Source organism: Streptomyces sp. W1SF4, from assembly GCF_003950035.1.
GTDB classification, from domain to species: Bacteria; Actinomycetota; Actinomycetes; order Streptomycetales; family Streptomycetaceae; genus Streptomyces; species Streptomyces racemochromogenes.
Genome location: NZ_CP034350.1, coordinates 1,865,659 through 1,886,933 on the forward strand (window position 1 = coordinate 1,865,659; position 21,275 = coordinate 1,886,933).

16 protein-coding genes and 1 pseudogene are annotated in these 21,275 nt (G+C 73.3%); 8 read left to right on the forward strand and 9 right to left on the reverse strand.

The features are described from left to right. Nucleotides 1-165: 165 nt before the first annotated feature. The 3 genes from D1J60_RS08785 to D1J60_RS08795 are packed head-to-tail and all read left to right on the forward strand — an operon-like array spanning nt 166 to nt 4,225. Nucleotides 166-2,265, forward strand: a complete 2,100-nt coding sequence (locus D1J60_RS08785) for a putative cobaltochelatase (protein ID WP_125820722.1) — start codon at nt 166-168, stop codon at nt 2,263-2,265. After that, nucleotides 2,265-2,864: a cob(I)yrinic acid a,c-diamide adenosyltransferase gene (gene cobO, locus D1J60_RS08790; protein WP_125603847.1), complete on the forward strand. Its 600-nt coding sequence runs from the start codon at nt 2,265-2,267 to the stop codon at nt 2,862-2,864. Before D1J60_RS08785 ends, cobO begins: the two co-directional genes overlap by 1 nt. Before the next feature lie 5 nt (nt 2,865-2,869). Next, entirely contained in the window at nt 2,870-4,225 is a 1,356-nt protein-coding gene (locus D1J60_RS08795; protein ID WP_125820723.1) for a cobyrinate a,c-diamide synthase, read from the forward strand. A 20-nt stretch (nt 4,226-4,245) separates the two neighbouring features. Here D1J60_RS08795 and D1J60_RS08800 read toward each other — a convergent pair whose 3' ends face one another. Next, entirely contained in the window at nt 4,246-5,010 is a 765-nt protein-coding gene (locus tag D1J60_RS08800; RefSeq protein WP_125603849.1) for a ZIP family metal transporter, read from the reverse strand. 107 nt (nt 5,011-5,117) lie between these two features. On the opposite strand from D1J60_RS08800, the gene cobC reads away from it, so the two are divergent. Together cobC and D1J60_RS08810 are read left to right on the forward strand one after the other, a co-directional pair. After that, the gene (gene cobC, locus D1J60_RS08805) at nt 5,118-6,539 is read left to right on the forward strand and encodes an Rv2231c family pyridoxal phosphate-dependent protein CobC (protein ID WP_241253185.1); all 1,422 of its coding nucleotides are present in this window, start codon (nt 5,118-5,120) and stop codon (nt 6,537-6,539) included. 702 nt (nt 6,540-7,241) lie between these two features. After that, nucleotides 7,242-7,907, forward strand: coding sequence for an HAD family hydrolase (locus D1J60_RS08810; RefSeq protein WP_125820724.1), 666 nt, complete (start codon nt 7,242-7,244; stop codon nt 7,905-7,907). Here D1J60_RS08810 and D1J60_RS08815 read toward each other — a convergent pair. Further along, nucleotides 7,888-9,132, reverse strand: a complete 1,245-nt coding sequence (locus D1J60_RS08815; protein ID WP_206436631.1) for a transcriptional regulator — start codon at nt 9,130-9,132, stop codon at nt 7,888-7,890. The two genes, D1J60_RS08810 and D1J60_RS08815, sit on opposite strands and share 20 nt — an antisense overlap. Nucleotides 9,133-9,477: 345 nt before the next feature. Between D1J60_RS08815 and D1J60_RS08820 the strand changes: the two are divergent. Beyond that, nucleotides 9,478-9,732: pseudogene (locus D1J60_RS08820) on the forward strand (hypothetical protein). Nucleotides 9,733-10,343: 611 nt separating this feature from the next. Then, the gene (locus D1J60_RS08825) at nt 10,344-11,534 is read left to right on the forward strand and encodes a CapA family protein (RefSeq protein ID WP_241253186.1); all 1,191 of its coding nucleotides are present in this window, start codon (nt 10,344-10,346) and stop codon (nt 11,532-11,534) included. 19 nt (nt 11,535-11,553) lie between these two features. Here the strand turns inward: D1J60_RS08825 and D1J60_RS08830 are convergent, their stop codons facing one another. Then, nucleotides 11,554-12,477: an SCO1860 family LAETG-anchored protein gene (locus D1J60_RS08830; RefSeq protein ID WP_125820726.1), complete on the reverse strand. Its 924-nt coding sequence runs from the start codon at nt 12,475-12,477 to the stop codon at nt 11,554-11,556. Nucleotides 12,478-12,650: 173 nt separating this feature from the next. Next, on the reverse strand, nt 12,651-13,745 hold the full coding sequence (locus D1J60_RS08835; RefSeq protein WP_125601576.1) for an amidohydrolase family protein: 1,095 nt from the start codon (nt 13,743-13,745) through the stop codon (nt 12,651-12,653). A 64-nt stretch (nt 13,746-13,809) separates the two neighbouring features. Here D1J60_RS08835 and D1J60_RS08840 point away from each other — a divergent pair, with 64 nt between their 5' ends. Next, a complete protein-coding gene (locus D1J60_RS08840; protein ID WP_125820727.1) occupies nt 13,810-14,880 on the forward strand; it encodes an aminotransferase class V-fold PLP-dependent enzyme in 1,071 nt (356 codons plus the stop codon). Between the two features lie 177 nt (nt 14,881-15,057). Here the strand turns inward: D1J60_RS08840 and D1J60_RS08845 are convergent, their stop codons facing one another. From D1J60_RS08845 to D1J60_RS08865, 5 genes are all read right to left on the reverse strand, one after another. After that, nucleotides 15,058-16,143, reverse strand: coding sequence for an aminotransferase class V-fold PLP-dependent enzyme (locus D1J60_RS08845; protein WP_125820728.1), 1,086 nt, complete (start codon nt 16,141-16,143; stop codon nt 15,058-15,060). 93 nt (nt 16,144-16,236) lie between these two features. After that, on the reverse strand, nt 16,237-18,198 hold the full coding sequence (locus D1J60_RS08850) for a DNA/RNA non-specific endonuclease (RefSeq protein WP_125820729.1): 1,962 nt from the start codon (nt 18,196-18,198) through the stop codon (nt 16,237-16,239). A 242-nt stretch (nt 18,199-18,440) separates the two neighbouring features. Continuing rightward, complete coding sequence (locus D1J60_RS08855; protein WP_125820730.1) at nt 18,441-19,148, reverse strand: DsbA family oxidoreductase; 708 nt, start codon at nt 19,146-19,148, stop codon at nt 18,441-18,443. A 62-nt stretch (nt 19,149-19,210) separates the two neighbouring features. Continuing rightward, nucleotides 19,211-19,702, reverse strand: coding sequence for a GNAT family N-acetyltransferase (locus D1J60_RS08860; RefSeq protein ID WP_241253187.1), 492 nt, complete (start codon nt 19,700-19,702; stop codon nt 19,211-19,213). Nucleotides 19,703-19,764: 62 nt separating this feature from the next. Further along, on the reverse strand, nt 19,765-21,213 hold the full coding sequence (locus tag D1J60_RS08865; protein ID WP_125601594.1) for a penicillin-binding transpeptidase domain-containing protein: 1,449 nt from the start codon (nt 21,211-21,213) through the stop codon (nt 19,765-19,767). Nucleotides 21,214-21,275: the final 62 nt, after the last annotated feature.

Sequence of the window (21,275 nt, forward strand, 5' to 3'; positions counted from 1 at the left end):
GCGGGGGTCCGGGGCGCAGCCCCGGGGAACGGGCGAAGGGCGGGTAGGGGACCCAGCCCCGCGCAGCGGCACCGGCCCCGGCCTGCCCGACCGCACGGCAAGCCCCTGCACCGCGCCCCCCGACAGCCCGCGCACGCGTACCCGTACAGGAGGAGTGAGCAACCCATGAGCACGCCCTACCCGTTCACCGCAGTGGTCGGCCAGACCGACCTGCGGCTGGCGCTCCTGCTCAACGCCGTGAGCCCGGCGGTCGGCGGTGTGCTCGTGCGCGGCGAGAAGGGGACCGCCAAGTCCACCGCCGTGCGCGCGCTGTCCGCGCTGCTGCCGCACGTGGACGTCGTCCCCGGCTGCCGGTTCTCGTGCGCGCCCACCGCGCCCGACCCGGCCTGCCCGGACGGCCCGCACGAGCCCGGCCCCGGCGCCGGCCGCCCCGCGCGCATGGTCGAGCTGCCCGTCGGCGCCTCCGAGGACCGCCTCGTCGGCGCCCTCGACATCGAACGCGCCCTCGCCGAGGGCGTGAAGGCCTTCGAGCCCGGCCTGCTCGCCGACGCGCACCGCGGGATCCTGTACGTCGACGAGGTCAACCTGCTCCACGACCACCTCATCGACCTCCTCCTCGACGCCGCCGCCATGGGCGCCTCGTACGTGGAGCGCGAGGGCGTCTCCGTACGCCACGCCGCCCGGTTCCTGCTCGTCGGGACGATGAACCCCGAGGAGGGCGAGCTGCGCCCGCAGCTGCTCGACCGGTTCGGGCTGACCGTCGAGGTCGCCGCCTCCCGGGAGCCCCGGCAGCGCGTCGAGGTGGTGCGCCGCCGGCTCGCGTACGAGGACGACCCCGCGGGCTTCGCCGCCCGCTGGGCCGGGGACGAGAGCGAGGTGCGGGCGCGGGTCGTGGCCGCGCGGGCGCTGCTCCCGCAGGTCCGGCTCGGGGACACCGCGCTGCTGCAGATCGCCGCCACCTGCGCCGGGTTCGAGGTCGACGGCATGCGCGCCGACATCGTGATGGCCCGTACCGCGACCGCGCTGGCCGCCTGGGCGGGACGGACCTCGGTGCTGAAGGAGGACGTCCGGCAGGCCGCCCTGCTGGCCCTCCCCCACCGGCGCCGGCGCAACCCGTTCGACGCGCCCGGCCTGGACGAGGACAAGCTCGACGAGATCCTCGACGGCTTCCCCGACGAGGAGCCGGAGCCCGAGCCCGACCCGGAGCCCGGGGGCCCGGACGACGGCGGCCCCGGCGACGGCGGCGGCCCCGGCGGGGACGGCGGCGGTGTGCCGCCGCAGGACGCCGGCCCCGAGAGCGGGCACGCGCCCGAGGAGACCGCCCCACCGCAGGAGGCTCCCGAGCCGCAGCCCTCCACTCCCCGGCAGGGCGCCGGCGGCGCCGAGCAGGCCGCCGTGGGCGCCGCCGAACCGTTCCGCACCAAGACGCTCAGCGTGCCCGGCCTCGGCGAGGGCGCGGCCGGCCGGCGTTCGCGCGCCCGTACCGCGCACGGCCGCACCACCGGCGCCCAGCGCCCCCGGGGGCAGCTGACGAAGCTGCACCTGGCGGCCACCGTGCACGCCGCCGCCCCGCACCAGAAGGCGCGCGGGCGCACCGGCCGCGGCCTCGTCGTGCGCCGGGACGACCTGCGCCAGGCCACCCGGGAGGGCCGCGAGGGCAACCTCGTGCTGTTCTGCGTCGACGCCTCGGGCTCGATGGCCGCCCGGCAGCGGATGAGCGCCGTCAAGGGCGCGGTGCTGTCCCTGCTGCTGGACGCCTACCAGCGCCGGGACAAGGTCGGCCTGATCACCTTCCGCGGGGCCGACGCCGAGCTGGCCCTGCCGCCCACCTCCTCGGTGGACGCGGCCGCCACCCGGCTGGAGAAGCTGCCCACCGGCGGCCGCACCCCCCTCGGCCCGGGCCTGCTCAAGGCCCGTGAAGTGCTGCGGATCGAGCGGCTGCGGGACCCCTCGCGCCGCCCGCTGCTGGTGGTCGTCACCGACGGCCGGGCCACCTCGGCCGGGTCCGTCGGCGGCGACCCGCGCGAGCTGTCGGGCCGCAGCGCCCGGCTGCTGGCCGCCGAGGGCATCGCGTCGGTGGTGGTGGACTGCGAGTCCGGGCCGGTCCGGCTGGGGCTCGCGGGGGCGCTGGCCGCCGATCTGGGCGCGCCCGCAGTGACCCTCGACGGGCTGCGGGCCGACTCGCTGGCCGGGCTCGTGAAGAACGTACGTACCGCGGTGACCCACACCGCGTCACCCGACAGCATCCCCAGGAGGGCCGCGTAATGCCGCAGGGACAGCCGACCGTCGTTCCGGACGACGGTCTCACGACGCGTCAGCGCCGCAACCGTCCGCTCGTCTTCGTCCACACCGGGCCCGGCAAGGGCAAGTCGACGGCCGCGTTCGGCCTGGCGCTGCGCGCCTGGAACCAGGGCTGGCCGATCGGGGTGTTCCAGTTCGTCAAGTCGGCGAAGTGGAAGGTCGGCGAGGAGAACGCGCTGAAGGTGCTGGGCGCCTCCGGCGAGGGCGGGTCCGTCGTCTGGCACAAGATGGGCGAGGGCTGGTCCTGGGTCCAGCGGGACGCGCAGCTCGACAACGAGCAGGCCGCCAAGGAGGGCTGGGAGCAGGTCAAGCGCGACCTGGCCGCCGAGACGCACAAGCTGTACGTGCTCGACGAGTTCGCGTACCCCCTGCACTGGGGCTGGATCGACGTGGACGAGGTGATCGAGGTGCTGCGGGACCGCCCCGGCACCCAGCACGTGGTCATCACCGGGCGCAACGCCCCGGAGAAGCTGCTGGAGTTCGCGGACCTGGTCACCGAGATGACCAAGGTCAAGCACCCCATGGACGCCGGCCAGAAGGGCCAGAAGGGCATCGAGTGGTGACGTCCGTGAACGTGCCCCGGCTGGTCATCGCCGCGCCGTCCTCCGGCAGCGGCAAGACCACCGTGGCGACGGGCCTGATGGCGGCCTTCGCGGAGCGCGGCCTCGCCGTGTCCCCGCACAAGGCCGGGCCCGACTACATCGACCCCGGCTACCACGCGCTGGCCACCGGCCGACCGGGCCGCAACCTCGACGCCTTCATGTGCGGGCCGGAGCTGGTCGCGCCGCTGTTCGCGCACGGGGCGGCCGGCTGCGACCTGGCCGTGGTCGAGGGCGTGATGGGGCTGTACGACGGCGCCGCCGGGCGGGGTGAGCTGGCCTCGACGGCGCAGGTGGCGAAGCTGCTGCGGGCGCCGGTGGTGCTCGTGGTGGACGCCTCCTCGCAGTCCCGGTCGGTGGCGGCACTGGTGCACGGCTTCGCCTCGTTCGACCCCCAGGTGCGCCTGGGCGGGGTGATCCTCAACAAGGTGGGCTCCGACCGGCACGAGGCGATGCTGCGCGAGGCGCTGGAGGAGGCCGGCACGCCGGTCCTCGGCGTCCTGCGGCGGGCCCCGCAGGTGGCGACGCCGTCCCGGCACCTGGGCCTGGTCCCGGTCGCCGAGCGGCGGGCCGACGCGGTCGCCGCCGTCGCGGCGCTGGCCGAGCAGGTACGGGCCGGCTGCGACCTGGACGCGCTGATGGCGCTGGCGCGCACGGCTCCGGCGCTGGAGTGCGAGCCGTGGTCCGCGCGGGAGGCCGTCAGCCCCCTCGGGGGGCCGCGTCCCGTCGTCGCCGTCGCCGGCGGCCCCGCGTTCACGTTCTCGTACGCCGAGCACGCGGAACTGCTGCGCGCCGCCGGTGCGGAGGTGGTCACCTTCGACCCCCTCCACGACGAGGCGCTCCCCGAGGGCACGAGCGGGCTCGTGATCGGCGGCGGCTTCCCCGAGGTGTACGCCCCCGAGCTGTCCGCGAACGAGCCCCTGCGGGGGGCGGTCGCGGACTTCGCGGCGGCCGGCGGGCCGGTGGCCGCCGAGTGCGCCGGACTGCTGTACCTGGCGCGTTCCCTCGACGGGAAGCCGATGTGCGGGGTCCTCGACGCCGACGCCCGGATGTCGGAGCGGCTGACCCTCGGCTACCGCGAGGCCGTCGCGGTGTCGGACAGCTCGCTCGCCGCCGCCGGGACGCGGCTGCGCGGGCACGAGTTCCACCGGACGGTGGTCGAGCCGGGTGCCGGGGCGGCGCCCGCGTGGGGGTTCACGCATCCCGAACGCCGCGTCGAGGGCTTCGTACGGCAGGGCGTGCACGCCAGCTACCTGCACACCCACTGGGCGGCGCAGCCGTCGGTCGCCCGGCGCTTCGCGGAAGCCGCGGCAGCGCACCGGTGACCGGCCTCCCCGGCCGGGGGTCAGTCCGCGATGCCGACCACGAGCCAGATCCCGGCCACCCCGCCCACCGTGCACATCAGCGTGGACAGGGCGGGGTGTTCGTGGTGCGCCTCGGGCAGGATCTCGGCGGCGGCCAGGTACAGCAGGGCCCCGCCGAAGAACCCGAGGTACGCCCCGAGGAGTTCCCCCGGAAGGGTGAACAGCAGGGTGGACGCGGCGCCGACGACCGGGGCGACGGCGTCCGCGAAGAGCATCAGCAGGGCCTTGCGGCGCTCGTTCCCGTAGAGGCGGGTGAGCGTGTAGGTGTTGAACCCGTCGGCGAAGTCGTGGGTGATGACGGCCAGCGCCACGGCCACGCCCATGCCGCCGCCGACCTGGAAGGCGGCCCCGAGGGCCACTCCGTCGGCGACGCTGTGGCCGACCATCGCGGCGGCCGCGGTCAGGCCGACCTGCGGGACGCGTCCGCCGCCGTGGCCGTGCCCGTCATGGCCGCCGGTGCCGCCGTTGTCCGCGGCGCCGTGTGCGGCCTGGCGTACGGCGAGCACCCGCTCCACCACGTGGGCGACAAGGAAGCCGCCGACGAAGAGCAGCAGGGCCAGCGGGACTCCGAACACCTCCTGCCCGGCGGCGTGCACGGCCTCCGGGAGCAGGTCGAGGCCGACCACGCCGAGCATCAGCCCGCCGGCCAGGCCCAGCACCAGGTGGCGGCGGTCGGTGACGCGTTGCGCCGTCCAGCCGCCCGCCAGCGTCATGAGGAACGCGCCCAACGCCACGATCACCGCCATGCGCCCCTGCATACCGACTGGCGGCCGGGTGCGCACTTCCGCACGCGGGTGGCGGGCGGCAGCGTGTTGACGAAGACAGACGGACGAGGGACGGAGGAGGTATCCCGGTGGGCGAGTACGTGACGCGGCTGGTGGTCGGGGTCGGCGGGCGTGCGGGGGTCTCCGTCGAGGAGGTCTGCGCGCTGGTCGAGGAGACGCTGCGGGGGGCCGGACTGGCCACCGGGGCGGTGACGGCGCTGGCGACGGTGGAGTCGAAGACCGGCGAGCCGGGCATCGCGGGGGCGGCGGAACGTTTCGGCGTCCCGCTGGTCGGCTATCCGGCGGAGCGGCTCGCGCTGATCCCGGTACCGCACCCCTCCGCGTCGGTACGGGCCGCCTCCGGCACGGCCTCGGTGGCGGAGGCGGCGGCCCTGGCGGGCGGCGGGGAACTCCTCGTGCCGAAGCGGCGGTCGGTGGCGGCGACGTGCGCGGTGGCCACCGCCGAGGAGCACGACCTGCGCCACCACGGCGACGCGGAGGTCGCGGACGCGGGCGGGACCCTGGTCGACCTCGCGGTGAACGTACGCTCCGACACGCCGCCGGCGTGGCTCAAGGAGCGGATCGCCGCCTGCCTGGGCGACCTGTCGGCCTACCCCGACGGACGGGCGGCGCGCGCCGCGGTGGCGGCCCGGCACGGGCTCCCCGTCGAACGGGTGCTGCTGACGGCCGGGGCGGCGGAGGCGTTTGTACTGATCGCGCGGGCCCTGGGAGCCGTACGGCCGGTCGTGGTGCACCCGCAGTTCACCGAGCCGGAGGCGGCCCTCCGCGACGCCGGGCACCGCGTGGAACGGGTCCTGCTGCGCCCCGAGGACGGCTTCCGGCTGGACCCGGCGGCGGTGCCGGAGGAAGCCGACCTGGTGGTGGTCGGCAACCCCACCAACCCGACGTCGGTCCTGCACCCGGCCGGTGCCCTGGCGGCGCTGGCCCGGCCCGGGCGGACCTTGGTGGTGGACGAGGCGTTCATGGACGCCGTCCCGGGCGAGCGGGAGGCGCTGGCCGGGCGGATGGACGTGCCCGGACTGGTCGTCCTGCGCAGCCTGACCAAGACGTGGGGGCTGGCGGGGCTGCGCATCGGGTACGTGCTGGCCGAGCCGGAGGTCATCGCGAAGCTGGCCGCCGCGCAGCCGCTGTGGCCGGTGTCGACGCCGGCCCTGGTGGCGGCGGAGGCCTGCGTCTCGCCGCCGGCGCTGGCGGAGGCGGAGGCCGCCGCACGGCGGATCGCGGTGGACCGGGAGCACCTGCTGGCGGGGCTCGCGGAGTTCGAGGAGGTCACGGTGTCGGGCGTCGCCGAGGGCCCGTTCGTCCTGGTCCGCATCCCGGGCGCGGCGGACGTACGCACCCGCCTGCGCGCCCTCGGCTTCGCGGTACGCCGGGGCGACACCTTCCCGGGCCTGGACCCCGACTGGCTCCGCCTGGCGGTCCGCGACCGAGCGACAACGGGCCGCCTCCTCCAGGCCCTGGACCACGCGTTGGCGTTGGGGGGGCGGTAGGGGGCTCGCGGTGGGGGCCGGCTATCTCCCCCTCGAGGGGGCGGGGCGGGGCGGTGGTTGCCCACCCGCCTCCCTGTCTGCGGGTCCGGGGGCCGGGGGGCGGTATCCCCACGGACCGGATCAGAGCAGGTTGGGGGCTTCCCGTCAGTCCCATCGTCCTTCCGGTTCGGGTCGGTCCCTCAAGGGCGCTCCTTCGTCGCGTCACTTCGTGATCGCCTTCGGCGACCCTTGACCGACCGACCCGAACCGGAAAGCCGAAAGACTGCCGGGAAACCCCCAAAGAAACGGGACGGACGATCCTTGGAGGAGCGGGTTTCTCAGTGCTGAGACGACGGGCCGGTGGCCGGCCCGCCGGGCATCCGGGCCCTCAGGAGGCGTGCTTCCGGGGCCCGTGCGCGGCTACCCGCACGAGAGGTTGATCGGAGCGACCTGGGAACCCCCCACGCGCGTCAGATCGCTACGCGCTCCTCATTTCCCAGCGTCCGACGACCGCCTTGGGCTGATACCCGCACGAGAGGACGAACAGAGCAGCCCAGGAATCCGACGGGCGCGACAGATCGCTACGCGCTCCTCTGGTCTCGGCGGCCGGCGGCCGTCCTGGGCTGATACCCCTGCGGAGGATGGTGTTTCACTGCCCGCGCCAGGCTCCCAATCCTCGGCTTTGCCTGCCGAGTTCCGAGAAGTCGTCACTAGGCTTCACGCATGACGATTCGCGCAGTGGTCTTCGATGTCGGCGAGTGCCTGGTGGACGAGACGCGGGAGTACGGCACATGGGCCGACTGGCTCGGCGTGCCCCGGCACACGTTCGCCGCGATGTTCGGGGCCGTGATCGCTCAGGGCCGCGACTACCGCGATACCTTCCAGGTCTTCCAGCCCGGCTTCGACCTGTACGAGCAGCGCGAGGCCCGGGCTGCGGCCGGGCATCCCGAGCACTTCGATGAAGGAGACCTGTACGGGGACGTTCGCCCCACTCTCGCGCAGCTGCGCGAGGGCGGGCTGTGGCTGGGCATCGCAGGGAATCAGACGGTTCGTGCCGGCAAGATCCTTCGCGAGCTCTTCGCCACGGACGTCGATCTGATCGGGACCTCTGACGACTGGGGGGCGAGCAAGCCCGATCCCGAGTTCTTCGTCCGTGTCGCCAAGGCCGTTCCGTTTGCGCCCGACGAGATCCTCTACGTGGGCGACCGTGTCGACAACGACCTGCGGCCCGCTGTGGCCGCCGGCATGCACAGCGCCCTGATCCGGCGCGGCCCCTGGGCCACCGTCCAGTGGGAATCGGAGGAGGCCAAGGCGCTGCCGACCTTCAGGGTCGGCAGCCTCCTCGACCTCCCGCGCCGGATCGACGAGTTCAACGCGTCAACGCGCTGAGGGTCGTCGCCCAGCCGTACAGCCGGTCGTCGAGTTCGCGTACGCACTGCTCGTGCTGCCACGGCGCGAGCGCGCGGCGCGTCTCGCGGACCCTCTCCATCCCGGTCGCGTACCAGTGCGTCTCCAACTGCTCCAGTGCCCGAACCGCAAAGGCGCACGCAGCCTCGGGGGCCCCGGCAGCGGCCTCCACGGCCCCCAGGTCGGCGAGGACCACTGTCCGCTGCTTGTCGGCATCGGGCGGCAGGGTTTCGAGGACTCCCACGAGCGTCTCCCTGGCCTGCGGGAGATGGCCGGCTGCGAGCTGGGTGTTCCCCTTGAACGCGGCCAGCCGGACGGGGCTGAACCAGTCCATCCAGTCAGGGGAGGCGTGCTCTGTACCCGCCGCCAGCAGGTCCTCGCCATGGGTGATGAGGTTCAGGGCTGTCCGCGTCTGCCCGCCCCTCGTCTCGCATTCGGCCTCGACCGCGTCGAGCCACGCCAGGAATTCTGCGGAAGCCGGCCCCCTGCGGGCATAGGTCCGGGCCATCACCATCCGCTCGGCGGCGCCCGCGCGATCTCCGGCCCACCCCGGGATGAAGGCCATGTGAGCCAGCACAGCGGCGCCGAGCAGGGAATCGTCCGCTTCTCCCGCAGCCTGAAGGCCACGCAGCCACGTGTCGCCCGCTTGCTCGGGCTCTCGGAGGTCGAAGAACTCGATGCGGCCCGCAAGGAGGAACGACTCGGCCAGTGCTGCGGCGACGGCCTGTCGCGTGGCGCCCGCCGTTGCGGGGAGCAGAGCCTCGCCGAGTACGGCGTGGGCGCTGACCGGTGGATGAAGGACCGCCGGTGCCACGGTCCAGTAGAGCCGCCGGTGGGCCCGAGTCACGGCGAGGTAGTCGGCGGCCGCACTCGCGGGCTGCGCCGTGGCCGGATGCTGCACCGGGAGCCGCAACGTCGGCGCGACGGGTACGCGTCTGACCGTCAGCGTGCGATCGTGCCCGGCGGGTGGGGTGAAGCCGAGGGCCTCGATGTCCTGCCCGAGCAACTCCGTCAGCGCCTGCTGGGCCGCAGCGTAGGGCCAGGGAGGTGCATCCGACTCCCACCGCCGGACTTGCCGCACGTCGATGGAAACACCTCGACCGGAGAGAGCCTCAACAAGCGCCTGCTGCGACAGATATCCAGCAGCCACACGGGCGGCTTTGAATCGGACGTTCCCGGGTGACCTTGCCACGCTCAACCTCCGCATGTGTGTCAGATGGACGACCACTCTCCCAACAAGTCCCCACCAGGGCCACGTTTTACCCCGCTGGAGGAACAGAGGTCCTCAAATAGGGAGCCAGAAGGCCGCGATAAGTCCTAGCTGGGCCGTCCCTCAAGGGCGAACCTCGAACCCCGAACAGGAGCAGGGCGATCCGCCCACTGACCACGGCAGGAAGTGACATGACCAGTCGCACCCGAGACGTGCCTAGCGTCGACAGTTGGGATGAGCCCTCGCCGAGGGTGAGGGTCACAGAGCAACCGAGTCTCGAACTCCTCGACCGGGCGTTGGCCGGCTGGGAGCGCTTCCTCGACACCTTCGAGGGAGCATTCGATGAGTGAGTGCTACGAGTACGTCCCCCACCGCCTCCTCCGCCGCCGCGTCCGTGACATCGCCTCCGGCGTCGAGGGCGTCCTCATGGCCGTGATCAACTAGAACGTCTCCGACACCGGCATCGAACGCTGGATGGAACTCGCCTACATCCGGGGCGCCTCCGGCCGCGAATTCACCACCGCCGCCACCAACGTCGAACCCGCCCCTGACCAGCCCCAGACGGCCGCCGGCCGCCGAGATCAGAGAAGCGCGTAGCGATCCGTCGCGCCCGTCGGCTTCCTGGGCTGCTCTGTTCGTCCTCTCGTGCGGGTACCAGCCCATGACGGCCGCCGGACGCCGAGGAAGGAGGAGCGCGTAGCGATCTGACGCGCCTGTCGGCTTCCCCGGGGGCTCTGGTCAACCTCTCGTGCGGGTAGCCGCGCCCCTGGCCCGGAATCTCGACTCCTGAGGGCCCGAATGCCCGGCGGGCCGGCGCCCGGCTCCGCCGTCTCATCGCTGAGGGAGCCGCTCCTCCAACGTTGGACCGTGCCGTTTCTTTGGGGGTTTCCCGGCAGTCTTTCGGCTTTCCGGTTCGGGTCGGTCGGTCAAGGGTCGCCGAAGGCGATCACGAAGTGACGCGACGAAGGAGCGCCCTTGAGGGACCGGCCCGAACCGGAAGGACGATGGGACTGACGGGAAGCCCCCAACCTGCTCTGATCCGGTCCGTGGGGATACCGCCCCCGCACGACCGCCCCGCAGACAGGGAGGCGGGTGAGCAACCCCCGCCCCCACCCCCTCGAGGGGGAGATAGCAGGCCCGCACCGCGCGCGCCCCGCCCCCCGGCGCGCCTAGCATGGCCGGAGCTGGCGACGAACAGGGGGCGGTACATGAGGACGGCGGCGCGGATAGGGATCGGGGTGGCCGCGGTGGCGCTGGTCGGCGGGGGTGTGTATGCCGTGCCCCGGGTGCTGGGGGACGGGGTCGAGGGTGCCGCCGAGCAGCGGTTGCAGGGGAAGCCGGGGACCGGGAAGGCCGCGCCGGCCGGGGCGCCGTTCACGCTGGTGGCGACCGGCGACATCATTCCGTACCCCTCGATCATCCAGCGCGCGGCGGACGACGCCGGCGGCAAGGCCGGCGAGTACGACTTCCGGAAGATACTCGCGGGCGTCAAGCCCATCGTGTCCGCCGCCGACCTGGCGATATGCCACCACGAGATACCGTACGGCCGGCCCGGCGGCCCCTACACCGGCTATCCGGCCTTCAAGGCCCCGCACCAGCTGGCCGACGCCCTCAAGGACGCCGGGTACGACAGCTGTTCCACCGCTTCGAACCACACCCTCGACGACGGCTACGACGGCCTCGCCCGCACCCTCGACCACCTCGACCGGGTCGGCCTGAAGCACGTCGGCTCGGCGCGCAGCGCCGAGGAGGCCAAGGCGCCCGCCCTCCTCTCGGCCGGCGGCGCGAAGGTCGCCCAGCTGGACTACACGTACGGGACGAACGGCATACCGGTCCCGGCGGGCAAGCCCTGGTCCGTCAACCTGATCGACCAGGCCCGGATCATCGCCGACGCCCGCGCGGCCCGGGCGGCCGGCGCGAACGTCGTGCTCCTCAGCGTCCACTGGGGCACCGAGTGGCAGACGGCTCCCGACCAGCAGCAGAAGGACCTGGCGCAGGCGCTGACCGCCTCGCGCGGGCCGGACGGCCTGCCCGACATCGATCTGATCCTCGGTACGCACAACCACGTGCCGCAGCCCTACGAGAAGATCAACGGCACCTGGGTGGTGTTCGGGATGGGCGATCAGGTCGCGAGCTTCTACGAGCCGGAGAAGGCGCGGGGCAACATGTCCTCGATCCCCCGGTTCACCTTCGCCCCGTCGGCGAAGAACGGTGGCCGCTGGGAGGTGGTGAAGGCCGAGTACCTGACGCAGTTCTCGGACATGAAGCCGCCGTTCCGGGTCGTCTGCGCCTCCTGTACGCCGGACCGTGCCGACTACGCGAAGGCCGACAAGGAGGTCACGGCTGCCGTCACCTCGCGCGGGGCCGCCGGCCAGGGGCTGGAGCGCGCCACCCGCTGAGGGGGCGGCGTCACCGGGTCTACCGGGTCCTGCCGCGCCGGGTCACGACGAGGGCGCCCGCGCCGACGGCGAGCAGCAGGATGGCGCCGCCCGCGACGTAGGGGGTGACCGAACCGGCGCCGGTCTCGGCGAGGTTGGCCTGTGCGGGGGTCTGCTTCGTGTTCGTGGTCTGCGCCGCCGTCTGCGGCTTGACGTCGGGCTTGCTGTCGGGCTTGGCCTCCGGCTTCGCGCCCTTGGGGGCTTCGCAGTGGGCTTCGGCCAGGACGATCTCGCCGTCGACCTGGGCCACGTTCAGGTCCAGCGGGTTGACCGACACCTTCAGGCGCAGCGCGGCCGCCGCGGCGGTGGTGGAGGTGGTCTGCGTGCCGGAGAGCTCCAGGGAGACGGATCCGACGCCGGGGACGTCGATCTTGGTGGCGGGGCCGCCGGCGGTGACGGTGACCTTCTTGCCGAGGGCGGTGACGGTGCCGAGGACGTTCGAGGTGGCGACGGGCTTCTTGCCGGCTTCGCAGACGGCCTTGGAGGTGACCTTCTCGACCTCGATGAGGGAGAGCCGGGGCAGTCCGGGGACGTGGACCTTGGCGTGGGCGAGGTTCGATTCGGCCTGGGCGGTGTTCTTGTCGGCGGTGGCCTTGGCGGTGGCGACGTCGGCCTTCAGGACGCTGACGGGCTGCCCCTGTTCGGCGCCGTCGAGGGTGACGGTGAGGGCCGTCTTCTCGGCGGTGGCGGGGGCGGTGACCTCGTTGAGGGTGGTCTTCAGCGGGACGTGGACGGCCTTGTTGAGCAGGCCCACGTCCAGTCCGGCCCGCAGGACGACGGCTCCGGACGTTCCCTCGCTCCCGGCGCCGCCGCCCGTGGCGAGGGCGGGCGGCGCGGTGAGCAGGGCTACCGCCCCCGTGGCGAGCAGAACGGCCGCGGGCATGCGGAAGGTGTTGCTGTTCAAGATGGTGGAACCCCCAAGGAGTTGGGTGCCGCCGGGGGCCAATGGGGGACATCGCGCGCGCCGGCGGCTTCGACGTTCGAATCCTTACGCACGGGGAGTGAACGGTCAGCGACCCGACGTGAGTTCACCCCAAAGGGTGGATTCCACGCATGTTTTCGATTTGTGACGCCCCGCTAGGCGCGGATCACCCCGTTCACGACGACCCGGTCCGGCTGTGCCAGGGCCCGTACGTCGGCCCGGGGGTCGGTGGCGTAGACGACGAGGTCGGCCGGGGCGCCTTCGGTGAGGCCGGGGCGGCCGAGCCACGCGCGGGCCGCCCAGGCCGTGGCCGAGAGGGCGTCCAGCGGCGGGATGCCGGCCTTCACGAGCTCCGCGACCTCGGCGGCGACCAGGCCGTGCGGCAGGGAGCCGCCCGCGTCGGTGCCGACGTACACCTGGATGCCCGCGTCCCAGGCCGCCCGGACGGTGTCGTAGCGCCGCTCGTGGAGCCGGCGCATGTGCGCCGACCAGCGGGGGAACTTGGCCTCGCCGCCCGCCGCCAGCTTCGGGAACGTGGCGATGTTGACGAGGGTCGGGACGATCGCCACGCCGCGCTCCGCGAAGAGGGGGATGGTGTCCTCGGTGAGCCCGGTGGCGTGCTCGACGCAGTCGATGCCCGCCTCGACGAGGTCCCGCAGCGAGTCCTCCGCGAAGCAGTGCGCGGTGACGCGGGCGCCGAGCCGGTGCGCCTCGGCGATGGCGGCCTCGACCTCGGCGCGCGGCCAGCAGGCCGTCAGGTCGCCGGCGTCGCGGTCGATCCAGTCGCCGACGAGCTTGACCCATCCGTCGCCGCGCCGGGCCTCCTGGGCGACGTACTCGACGAGCTGCGGCGGTTCGATCTCGTGGGCGTAGTTGCGGATGTAGCGGCGGGTGCGGGCGATGTGCCGGCCCGCTCGGATGATCTTCGGGAGGTCGTCGCGGTCGTCGATCCAGCGGGTGTCGGAGGGGGATCCGGCGTCGCGGACGAGGAGGGTGCCGGCGTCCCGGTCGGTGAGGGCCTGCGCCTCGGCGGTGGGGGCGTCGACCGGGCCGTGGGCGTCGAGGCCCACGTGGCAGTGCGCGTCGACCAGGCCGGGCAGGGCCCATCCGGTGACCGTGGTGACCTCGCGGGCGGCGGTCGGCCGCTCGTAGGAGATCCGTCCGCCGACGACCCACAGTTCGTCGCGCACCTCGTGGGGCCCGACGAGTACGCGTCCCTTCACATGGAGCACACCGTTGTGATCACTCATGTCCGCACTGTACGTGCGTGCTGGGTAGGCTCGGCCGGTAACCCCGGACGAAGAGAGCACCGACGTGACCCACCCCCTGCTGGACCTGCCGCCGCTGACCGCCGAGCACTTCGCGTCGATCGAGCGGGGGGTGGCGCGGCTGCTGGACACCCGGCACGACGTGGTGGTCACCCAGGGCGAGGCGCTGCTGCCGCTGGAGGGGTGCATCCGCTCGGGGGCGCGGCCGGGTTCGACGGCGCTGAACGTCGTCACCGGGCCGTACGGGACCACCTTCGGCAACTGGCTGCGCGACGCCGGGGCGAACGTGGTGGACCTGGCGGTGCCCTTCGACACGGCGGTGAGCGGCGAGCAGGTGGCCCGGGCGCTGGCGGAGCACCCGGAGATCGACTTCGTGTCGCTGGTGCACGCGGAGGCTGCCACGGGCAACACCAATCCGGTGGCGGAGATCGGTGAGGCGGTACGGGCGCACGGGGCGCTGTTCATGCTGGACGCGGTGGCTTCGGTGGGGGCGGAGCCGCTGCTGCCGGACGCGTGGGGCGTGGACCTGTGCGTGATCGGCGCGCAGAAGGCGATGGGCGGCCCGGCGGGGGTGTCGGCGGTGTCGGTGAGCGACCGGGCGTGGGAGCGGTTCGCGGCCAACCCGGCGGCGCCGCGCCGCTCGTACCTGTCGCTGCTGGACTGGAAGGAGCGCTGGATCGACGGCGGCCGCAGGGCGCTGCTGCACGCGCCCGCGCAGCTGGAGATGCTGGCGCTGGAGGCGTGCCTGGACCGGATCGGGGCCGAGGGGCTGGCGGGTGTGCTGGGGCGGCACGCCGCGGCCGCCCGGGCCACCCGTGCGGGGGCCGCGGCGCTCGGTGTCGCCCCGTGGGTGGGCGACACCGCGCAGGCCGCTCCGGTGGCGACGACGCTGCGGGTCGCGGACGCCTCGACGGTGGTGGCGAAGGCGGTGGCGGCGGATCCGGCGGCCCCGCTGGCGGCGGGCGGCGGGGCGCTGGCCGGGGAGATGGTCCGGGTCAACCACTACGGCCCGGACGCGTCGCCGGAGGCGGTCGGGGCCGCGCTGGGGGCGCTGGCCCGTGCCCTGGACGCCGATCCGGCGCCGGCTCTGGCCGCGGCTTCGGCGTCCTGGGCGTAGCTCCGGGGCCGCGCCGTGCCCGCCGGACGCGCGTGCGGGCCGGCCCGGACGCGACTCCGGCCGGACGGACGTGTCGGCCTGACGTGTCCGCCGGACGTGTCGGCCGGACGGACGTGCCGGGCCGCAACCGCCACCTCCGGAAGCCGGGCGGCGGACGCGCGTCCCCGCGGGCGCCGGTCAGCCGGCCAGGGCGTCCAGCAGCCGGTCCACGTCCGCCTCGGTGTTGTAGAGGTGGAAGGAGGCCCGCAGGGCGCCGTCGCGGGCGGAGGTGTGGATCCCGGCGGCCGCCAGGTCGGGCTGGCGGTGGGCCAGGCCCGGTACCGACACGATGGGGGCGTCGCCGGGGACTGGCTCGTGGCCGAGGCGGGCGAGTCCTTCCCGGTAGCGGGCGGCGAGGGCGGTGTCGTGGGCGTGGACGGCGTCGATGCCGACGCGCTCCAGCAGCGCCAGTGAGGGCTCGGCGGCGTGGTACGGGAGGAAGGCCGCGGACTCGTCGAAGCGGCGGGCGTCCCCGGCCAGTTGCCGCATCGGGCCGTAGACGGCGTCCCACTTGGACTCGGCCGCCACCCAGCCGGCGTGCAGCGGGGTGAGGCCGGGCTGGGCCTCCTCCGAGACCGTCAGGTACGAGGCGCCGCGGCCGCCGAGCAGCCACTTGTAGCCGCCGGTGACGGTGTACTCGTACGGCGTGGCGTCGAAGGGCAGCCAGCCGGCGGCCTGGGTGGCGTCCACGAGCATCCGCGCCCCGTGGGCGGTGGTCGCCGTACGGACGGCGGCGAGGTCCGCGCTCCGGCCGTCGGCGGACTGGACGGCGCTGAGGGCGACGAGGGCGGTGTCGGGGCGGACGGCTTCGGCGAGGGATTCCAGCGGGGCGAAGCGGACCTTGAGGTCGCCGCGGAGCACGAAGGGGTTCATGACGGAGGCGAAGTCCCGCTCGGGCACCAGGACTTCGGCGCCGACGGGCAGCGAGGCGGCGATCAGCCCCACGTGGACGGCGACGGACGAGCCGATGGCGACGCGCCGCGGATCGGTCGAGACCAGCCGGGCGAAGGCGGCCCGCACCTGCTCGACGACGCCGAAGTCGCCCGCTCCGGCGGGCAGTCCGGCGCCCGCCGCCTCGGCCAGCTCCCGTACCGCGGCGACGGAGGCCTTCGGGAGGACTCCGGCGCCGGCGGTGTTGAGGTAGGTGGTGGAGTGCGCGAACTCGGCGGCGCACACGCGGGAAACGCGGGAAGCGTGGGACACGTGGGTGAGCGGAAGATCCATGCCGTCCACTCTGCGCCGACGCGGACTGAAAGTCCATTGCCTGTTTTTACACGCAGTCACAAAGCGATGCTTATGGGAGGGGCTCGGGGCGGGTCAACTCCAGTCGATGTCGGCCAGGCTCTCCAGCGGGGCGCGGTCCTCCAGGGACTCCGGCACCACGAGCGTGTCCGCCTCGGTCATCGCGGCCGGGAAGCGCAGGTGCGCCTGCCGCTGGATCTCGGTGGCCTTGACCTGGAACACGCGGAACTCGTCCAGCTCGAGGGCCTCGGGCAGGTTCAGGTTCTGCGTGAGCAGGAAGGCCTTGCACTTGAGCTTTCCCCGGTCCGAGTAGACGAGGACCTTCCAGAAGGCGCGGGGTATCCGGACGCCCTTGAAGAGGCGGTCGTCCTCCTGGAAGACGGGTCCGCCGAAGACGCTGACCCTGAGGTCGTCGACGTCGACGTCCTCGAACACGGCGTCCTCCAGCTTGCCCCAGATGCCGCCCCGCATGCTCTGGTTGAAGTCGTCCATCTGCGGGGTGATGTTGGTGTAGAAGAACGAGTCCCGGTTGGCCTTCTCCGCCTCGGGCAGCGGCCCCCAGCAGAGGTCGGCGCGGCGGGCGATGTGACCGCGGTCGAGCCGGTTGTTCCTGCCGCGGTACAGCTCGTTGCTGACCTGGGCCTCGGCCGGCAGCCGGGGGTCCTTGACGAACTCGATCCCCTCACGGCTGAGCTTCTTGATCGCGCCGCCGTCGATGTTCCAGGCCACCCAGAAGGCGAACCGCCGCTGCTTGCTCAGCGCCAGCGAGAAGTGGGTGTACGGGATCACCTCGGAGCCGTCGAGCCGGACGGCGTCCTCCTTGACCGAGGGGTTGAGGGACGGGGTGCCGATCGGCACGGTCAGGAAGCCCGGGTCGTAGCCCGTCAGCGCCTCCAGGGAGCCGGCCGCCGGCCGCTCCAGGGTGACCTTCAGCTGCTCGAAGACCGCGTGCGGGAAGCAGGCCAGGGCCCGGTCCTCGGGGTCGGAGTCGCCCTCGCCGCCGAAGTGCAGTCCGGCCAGCACGTCGGTCGGCTTGCCCGTGCGCGAGGTGAACATCCAGGCCGCGCCGGAGTCGCCCGGCTTGCTGATCTCGTCGCCGGGGGCCGGGTGCCTGGGGTCGGGGCCTATCTCGAAGCACTCGATCTCCTTCACCCCGACGGGGCGGCCGTAGTCCACGCTGACCTTGGCGAAGGGACGGGTCACCACGCCGTGGGTGACGCCGGTGGTCCGGCCGCTCTTGATCACCTTGTCGTCGATCTGCGGCTCGCCGAGCTTCCTCGGGGTGACCCCGAGGCTGAGGATGTCCGTCTCGACGGCGCGCTCCGTGATGGTCGAGACGGCGCAGTCGCCGGCCGTGCCGAGGTGGGCGCGGCGCAGGGCGCCGAGGCGGTTGGCGGCGGTGCGGCTGTCGTCGTCGGTCCCCGGCTGTACGACCTGGTCGCCCATCCGGCCGTCGTGCCCGCCCAGCACGTGCCAGTTGCTCAGCAGGCAGGGGGCGCCGTCGTTCTTGTCGAAGACGATGCAGCCGAGGGTGCCGGCGTGCAGGTGGACGTTTCCGACGCTCACGCCCGGACGGACCGGGTCCACGCGCTTCTGCCGTTCCGGCGTCTGCGCCTCGGGGACGACGAGGAAGTGGGGCTGGTAGCTGCGCTCGATCACGTCGGTGGGCAGGACGATGCCGCCGCCGATGTCGATGGCCGGGGGTATCTCCGCGGTGCCCAGCGACCGCATCACCTCGGGCTGCACCTTGCTGTCCACGGTGAACTGGAGGGTGAGTTCCTTGCCGCGCTTGCCGTTGGTCTCCTTGTAGCCGATGCCGATCGAGGAGATGTTCGGGTCCTTGAGGTAGCCGGAGCCGTGGGTGCGGATGAACCGCTTGGCCGAGCTGACGATCTTGTCCTGGGCGTCCGCGGGGGTGGCGGCGGGCCTGGCTGCCGTGGTCCCGGCTGCCGTGCTCCTGGCTCCTGCGCTCCTGGCTGCCGTGCTCCTGGCTGCCGTGGTCCCGGGCTTGGCGGACGCACGCTTCGTGGCGGTCATCGGGGTCTCCTTCCGCAAAGGAGTCGGGTCCCCGAGTTGGTTGAAGCGGAAGCGAATTGGCTCCCCCGGCCGCCGCCGGAGGTGCCCCCGGCGGGCAGGGCGGGGCCTGTGCCGTGCGCGTGTACGTCCAGCCTACGGCCGGGCCGGCGGGCGGGCGCGCCGAGCGGCCGGCGGCCGCGCTTACGTGCGGCGGGGCGCCCGGTACGGGAGGTACGCGGGCGCCCCGGCGGCGGGAGGGGCGGTCAGCCCTGGGGGACGGCGCAGGCGCCGTCGGGCTCGCAGGCCTCGGCGTCGGGGGCCGTCTCCACGGTCTCGCGCCCGGCCCAGGCCTGCTCCAGGGCCCGGGTGAAGACCTCGGCGGGCTGGCCGCCGGAGATGCCGTAGCGGCGGTCGAGGACGAAGAACGGCACGGCGTTGGCGCCCAGTTCGGCCGCCTCGCGCTCGTCGGCCCGTACCCGGTCCGCGTAGGCGGAGACGTCGGCGAGCACCTCGCGGGCCTCGGCCTCGTCCAGTCCGGCCTCGACGGCCAGGGCAAGCAGCACCTCGGGGTCGAAGACGGACCGCTGCTCGGCGAAGTTGGCCCGGAAGGCGAGGTCGAGGAGCTGCTCCTGCCGGCCGCGGGCGGCGGCCAGGTGCAGCAGGCGGTGGATGTCGAAGGTGTTGCCGTGGTCGCGGCCGTCGGTGCGGTAGTCCAGGCCCTCCGCGCGGGCGCTGGCGGCGACGTGCTCCTCCATCGCGCGGGCCTCGTCGAGGGTGCGTCCGTACTTGCGGGCGAGCATCTCCAGGACGGGGGCCGTGACGCCCTTGGGGCCGTTGGGGTCGAGTTCGAAGGAGCGGAAGACGACCTCCACCTCGTCGCGGTGCGCGAACTCGGCCAGGCCCTTGGCGAACCGGGCCTTTCCGATATAGCACCAGGGGCAGGCGATATCGGACCAGATTTCGACGCGCATGTTCCTTCTTCTCTCCGGGTACGACTGGACGGTTTCCGGTTCAACCATCCGGGGGTCCCGTCTCATTCCCCGGACGCCGGACAGACCTCGAGCCAGAGCGTGCGGTGGGAGCCCGCCGGGGTCCCCGCCGGGTCGGGGCGCCAGCCGTGGGAGGCGTAGAAGGCCTGGGCGCGCAGGTTGTGCTCGTAGACCTCCAGGCGGACCCGCTCGATCCCGGCCCGCCGCCAGGCGGCGAGGCAGGCCGCGTGCAGGGCGGCTCCGGTGCCCCGGCGCCACTGGTCGGGGTCCACGTGGAGCTGGGTGAGGGTGGTCACGCCGTCGGCGGTGAGGAAGGCCGCCACCCCGGTGACCCGGCCGTCCCGCTCGGCGCACAGCACCTGGCCCTGCGCCGCCGGGCGGGCCACCGCCCGCTCCCAGCCCTCGCGGCTGCGCGCCGCCTCGGACTCGCCCGCGTAGGCCGCCTCGGGCACGCGGCCCCGGTAGTAGGTGGCCCTGGCCCTGGTGTGCAGGGCGGCGATGGCGTCGAGGTCGCTGGCGAGCGCGGTCCGGATCATGGGAGGGGGAACGCCCCGGGAACCGTGTCGGTTCCCGGGGCGTCGGCACCGGCGCGCGGCGGCTACTTCTTCAGCCACGCCGCCATCATCTTCTGGGCGATCGGCGCGGCCAGCTTGCCGCCGCCGATCTCGGAACGGTCGGTGTCCGAGTTCTCGATCATCACGGCGACGGCGATCTGCTTGCCGCCCGCCTTCGCGTACGAGGTGAACCAGGCCAGCGGCGGGATGTTGTTGTTGACGCCCCGCTGGGCCGTGCCGGTCTTGCCGCCGACCTCGGCGCCCGCGACCTGGGCGGGCTTGCCGCCGCCCTCGGTGGCCACCGTGCGCATGGCGTCCTGGAGCATGGAGGCCGTCTTCGGGTTCATCACCTGCTCGGTCTTCGGGTCCTTGAAGTCCTCCAGCACGTTGCCGTCGGCGTCGGTCACCTGGGAGACCATGTGCGGGGCGACGAGCTTGCCGCCGTTCTGGATCGCGGCGGTCACCATGGCCATCTGGAGCGGGGTGGCCTGTACGTCGAACTGGCCGATACCCGTCTGCGCGACCTGGTCGACCGACAGCTTCTTGGTGGGGTACTTGCTCGGCGGGTTGGTGCGGACCGGGGTGTCGATCGGGGTGTTGAAGCCGAGCTTCTCCGCCATCGCCCGCATCTTGTCCTGGCCGAGCTTGGAGGCGAGGTCCGCGAAGACGTTGTTGCAGGACAGCTTGAGGGCGGTGCGGGCCGAGACGTTGTTGCAGGCCTCGTCGCCCGCCTCGCTGGGCAGCTTGGTGCGGGTGCCGGGGATCGTGTACGCGCCCTGTACGCCGGTCGGCGTGTCGATGCTCGTCACCAGGCCGTTCTCGATCGCCGCGGCGAGGGTGACCAGCTTGAAGGTGGAGCCGGGGGCCTGCGGTTTGCGCAGGGCCACGTTCTCCATGGCCTTGCCCTTGTCGGCGGACAGTTCGTCCCAGGCCGCCTGGTCGTTCGCACCGGTGATGCGGCCCGGGTCGTAGGACGGGTTGTTGACCACGGCGAGGATCTGGCCCGTCGCCGGGTCGATGGCCACGGCCGCGCCCTGCTTGCCGTTCAGCGCGTCGTACGCGGCCTTCTGCACGCCCTTGTCGATGGTGGTGAGGACGTTGCCCGGGTCGGCCCGCTTGTTGGTGAGCATGTCCATCACCGTCTTCAGCCGGGTGTCCGAGCCGTTGAGGACGTTCTTGTAGACGCCCTCCAGCATCGTCGTGCCGAAGGCCTGGGAGCTGTGGCCGGTGATGGGGGCGTAGAGCGGACCGTCCACGTAGGTCCGCTTGTACCCGAAGTCCTTGCCGCCCGTCTTCGTGGAGCCGGTGATCGACTCACCGCCCACGATGATGTTCCCCAACGGGTTCTCGTACTGCCCGATGAGGTTGCGCCGGTTGTTCTTGTCGTCTGCGAGGGCCTGGCCTTGGTACGCCTGCACCCAGGTGACCCGCACCATGAGGGCCAGCACCAGAAGCAGACAGAAGACCGACGCACGCCTGATCGTCTTGTTCATCCCCCAGAAGGACGTACCAGCGGCCGTGACCGTTCCGCTCTGCCCCGATTGTGGCCGGGTTC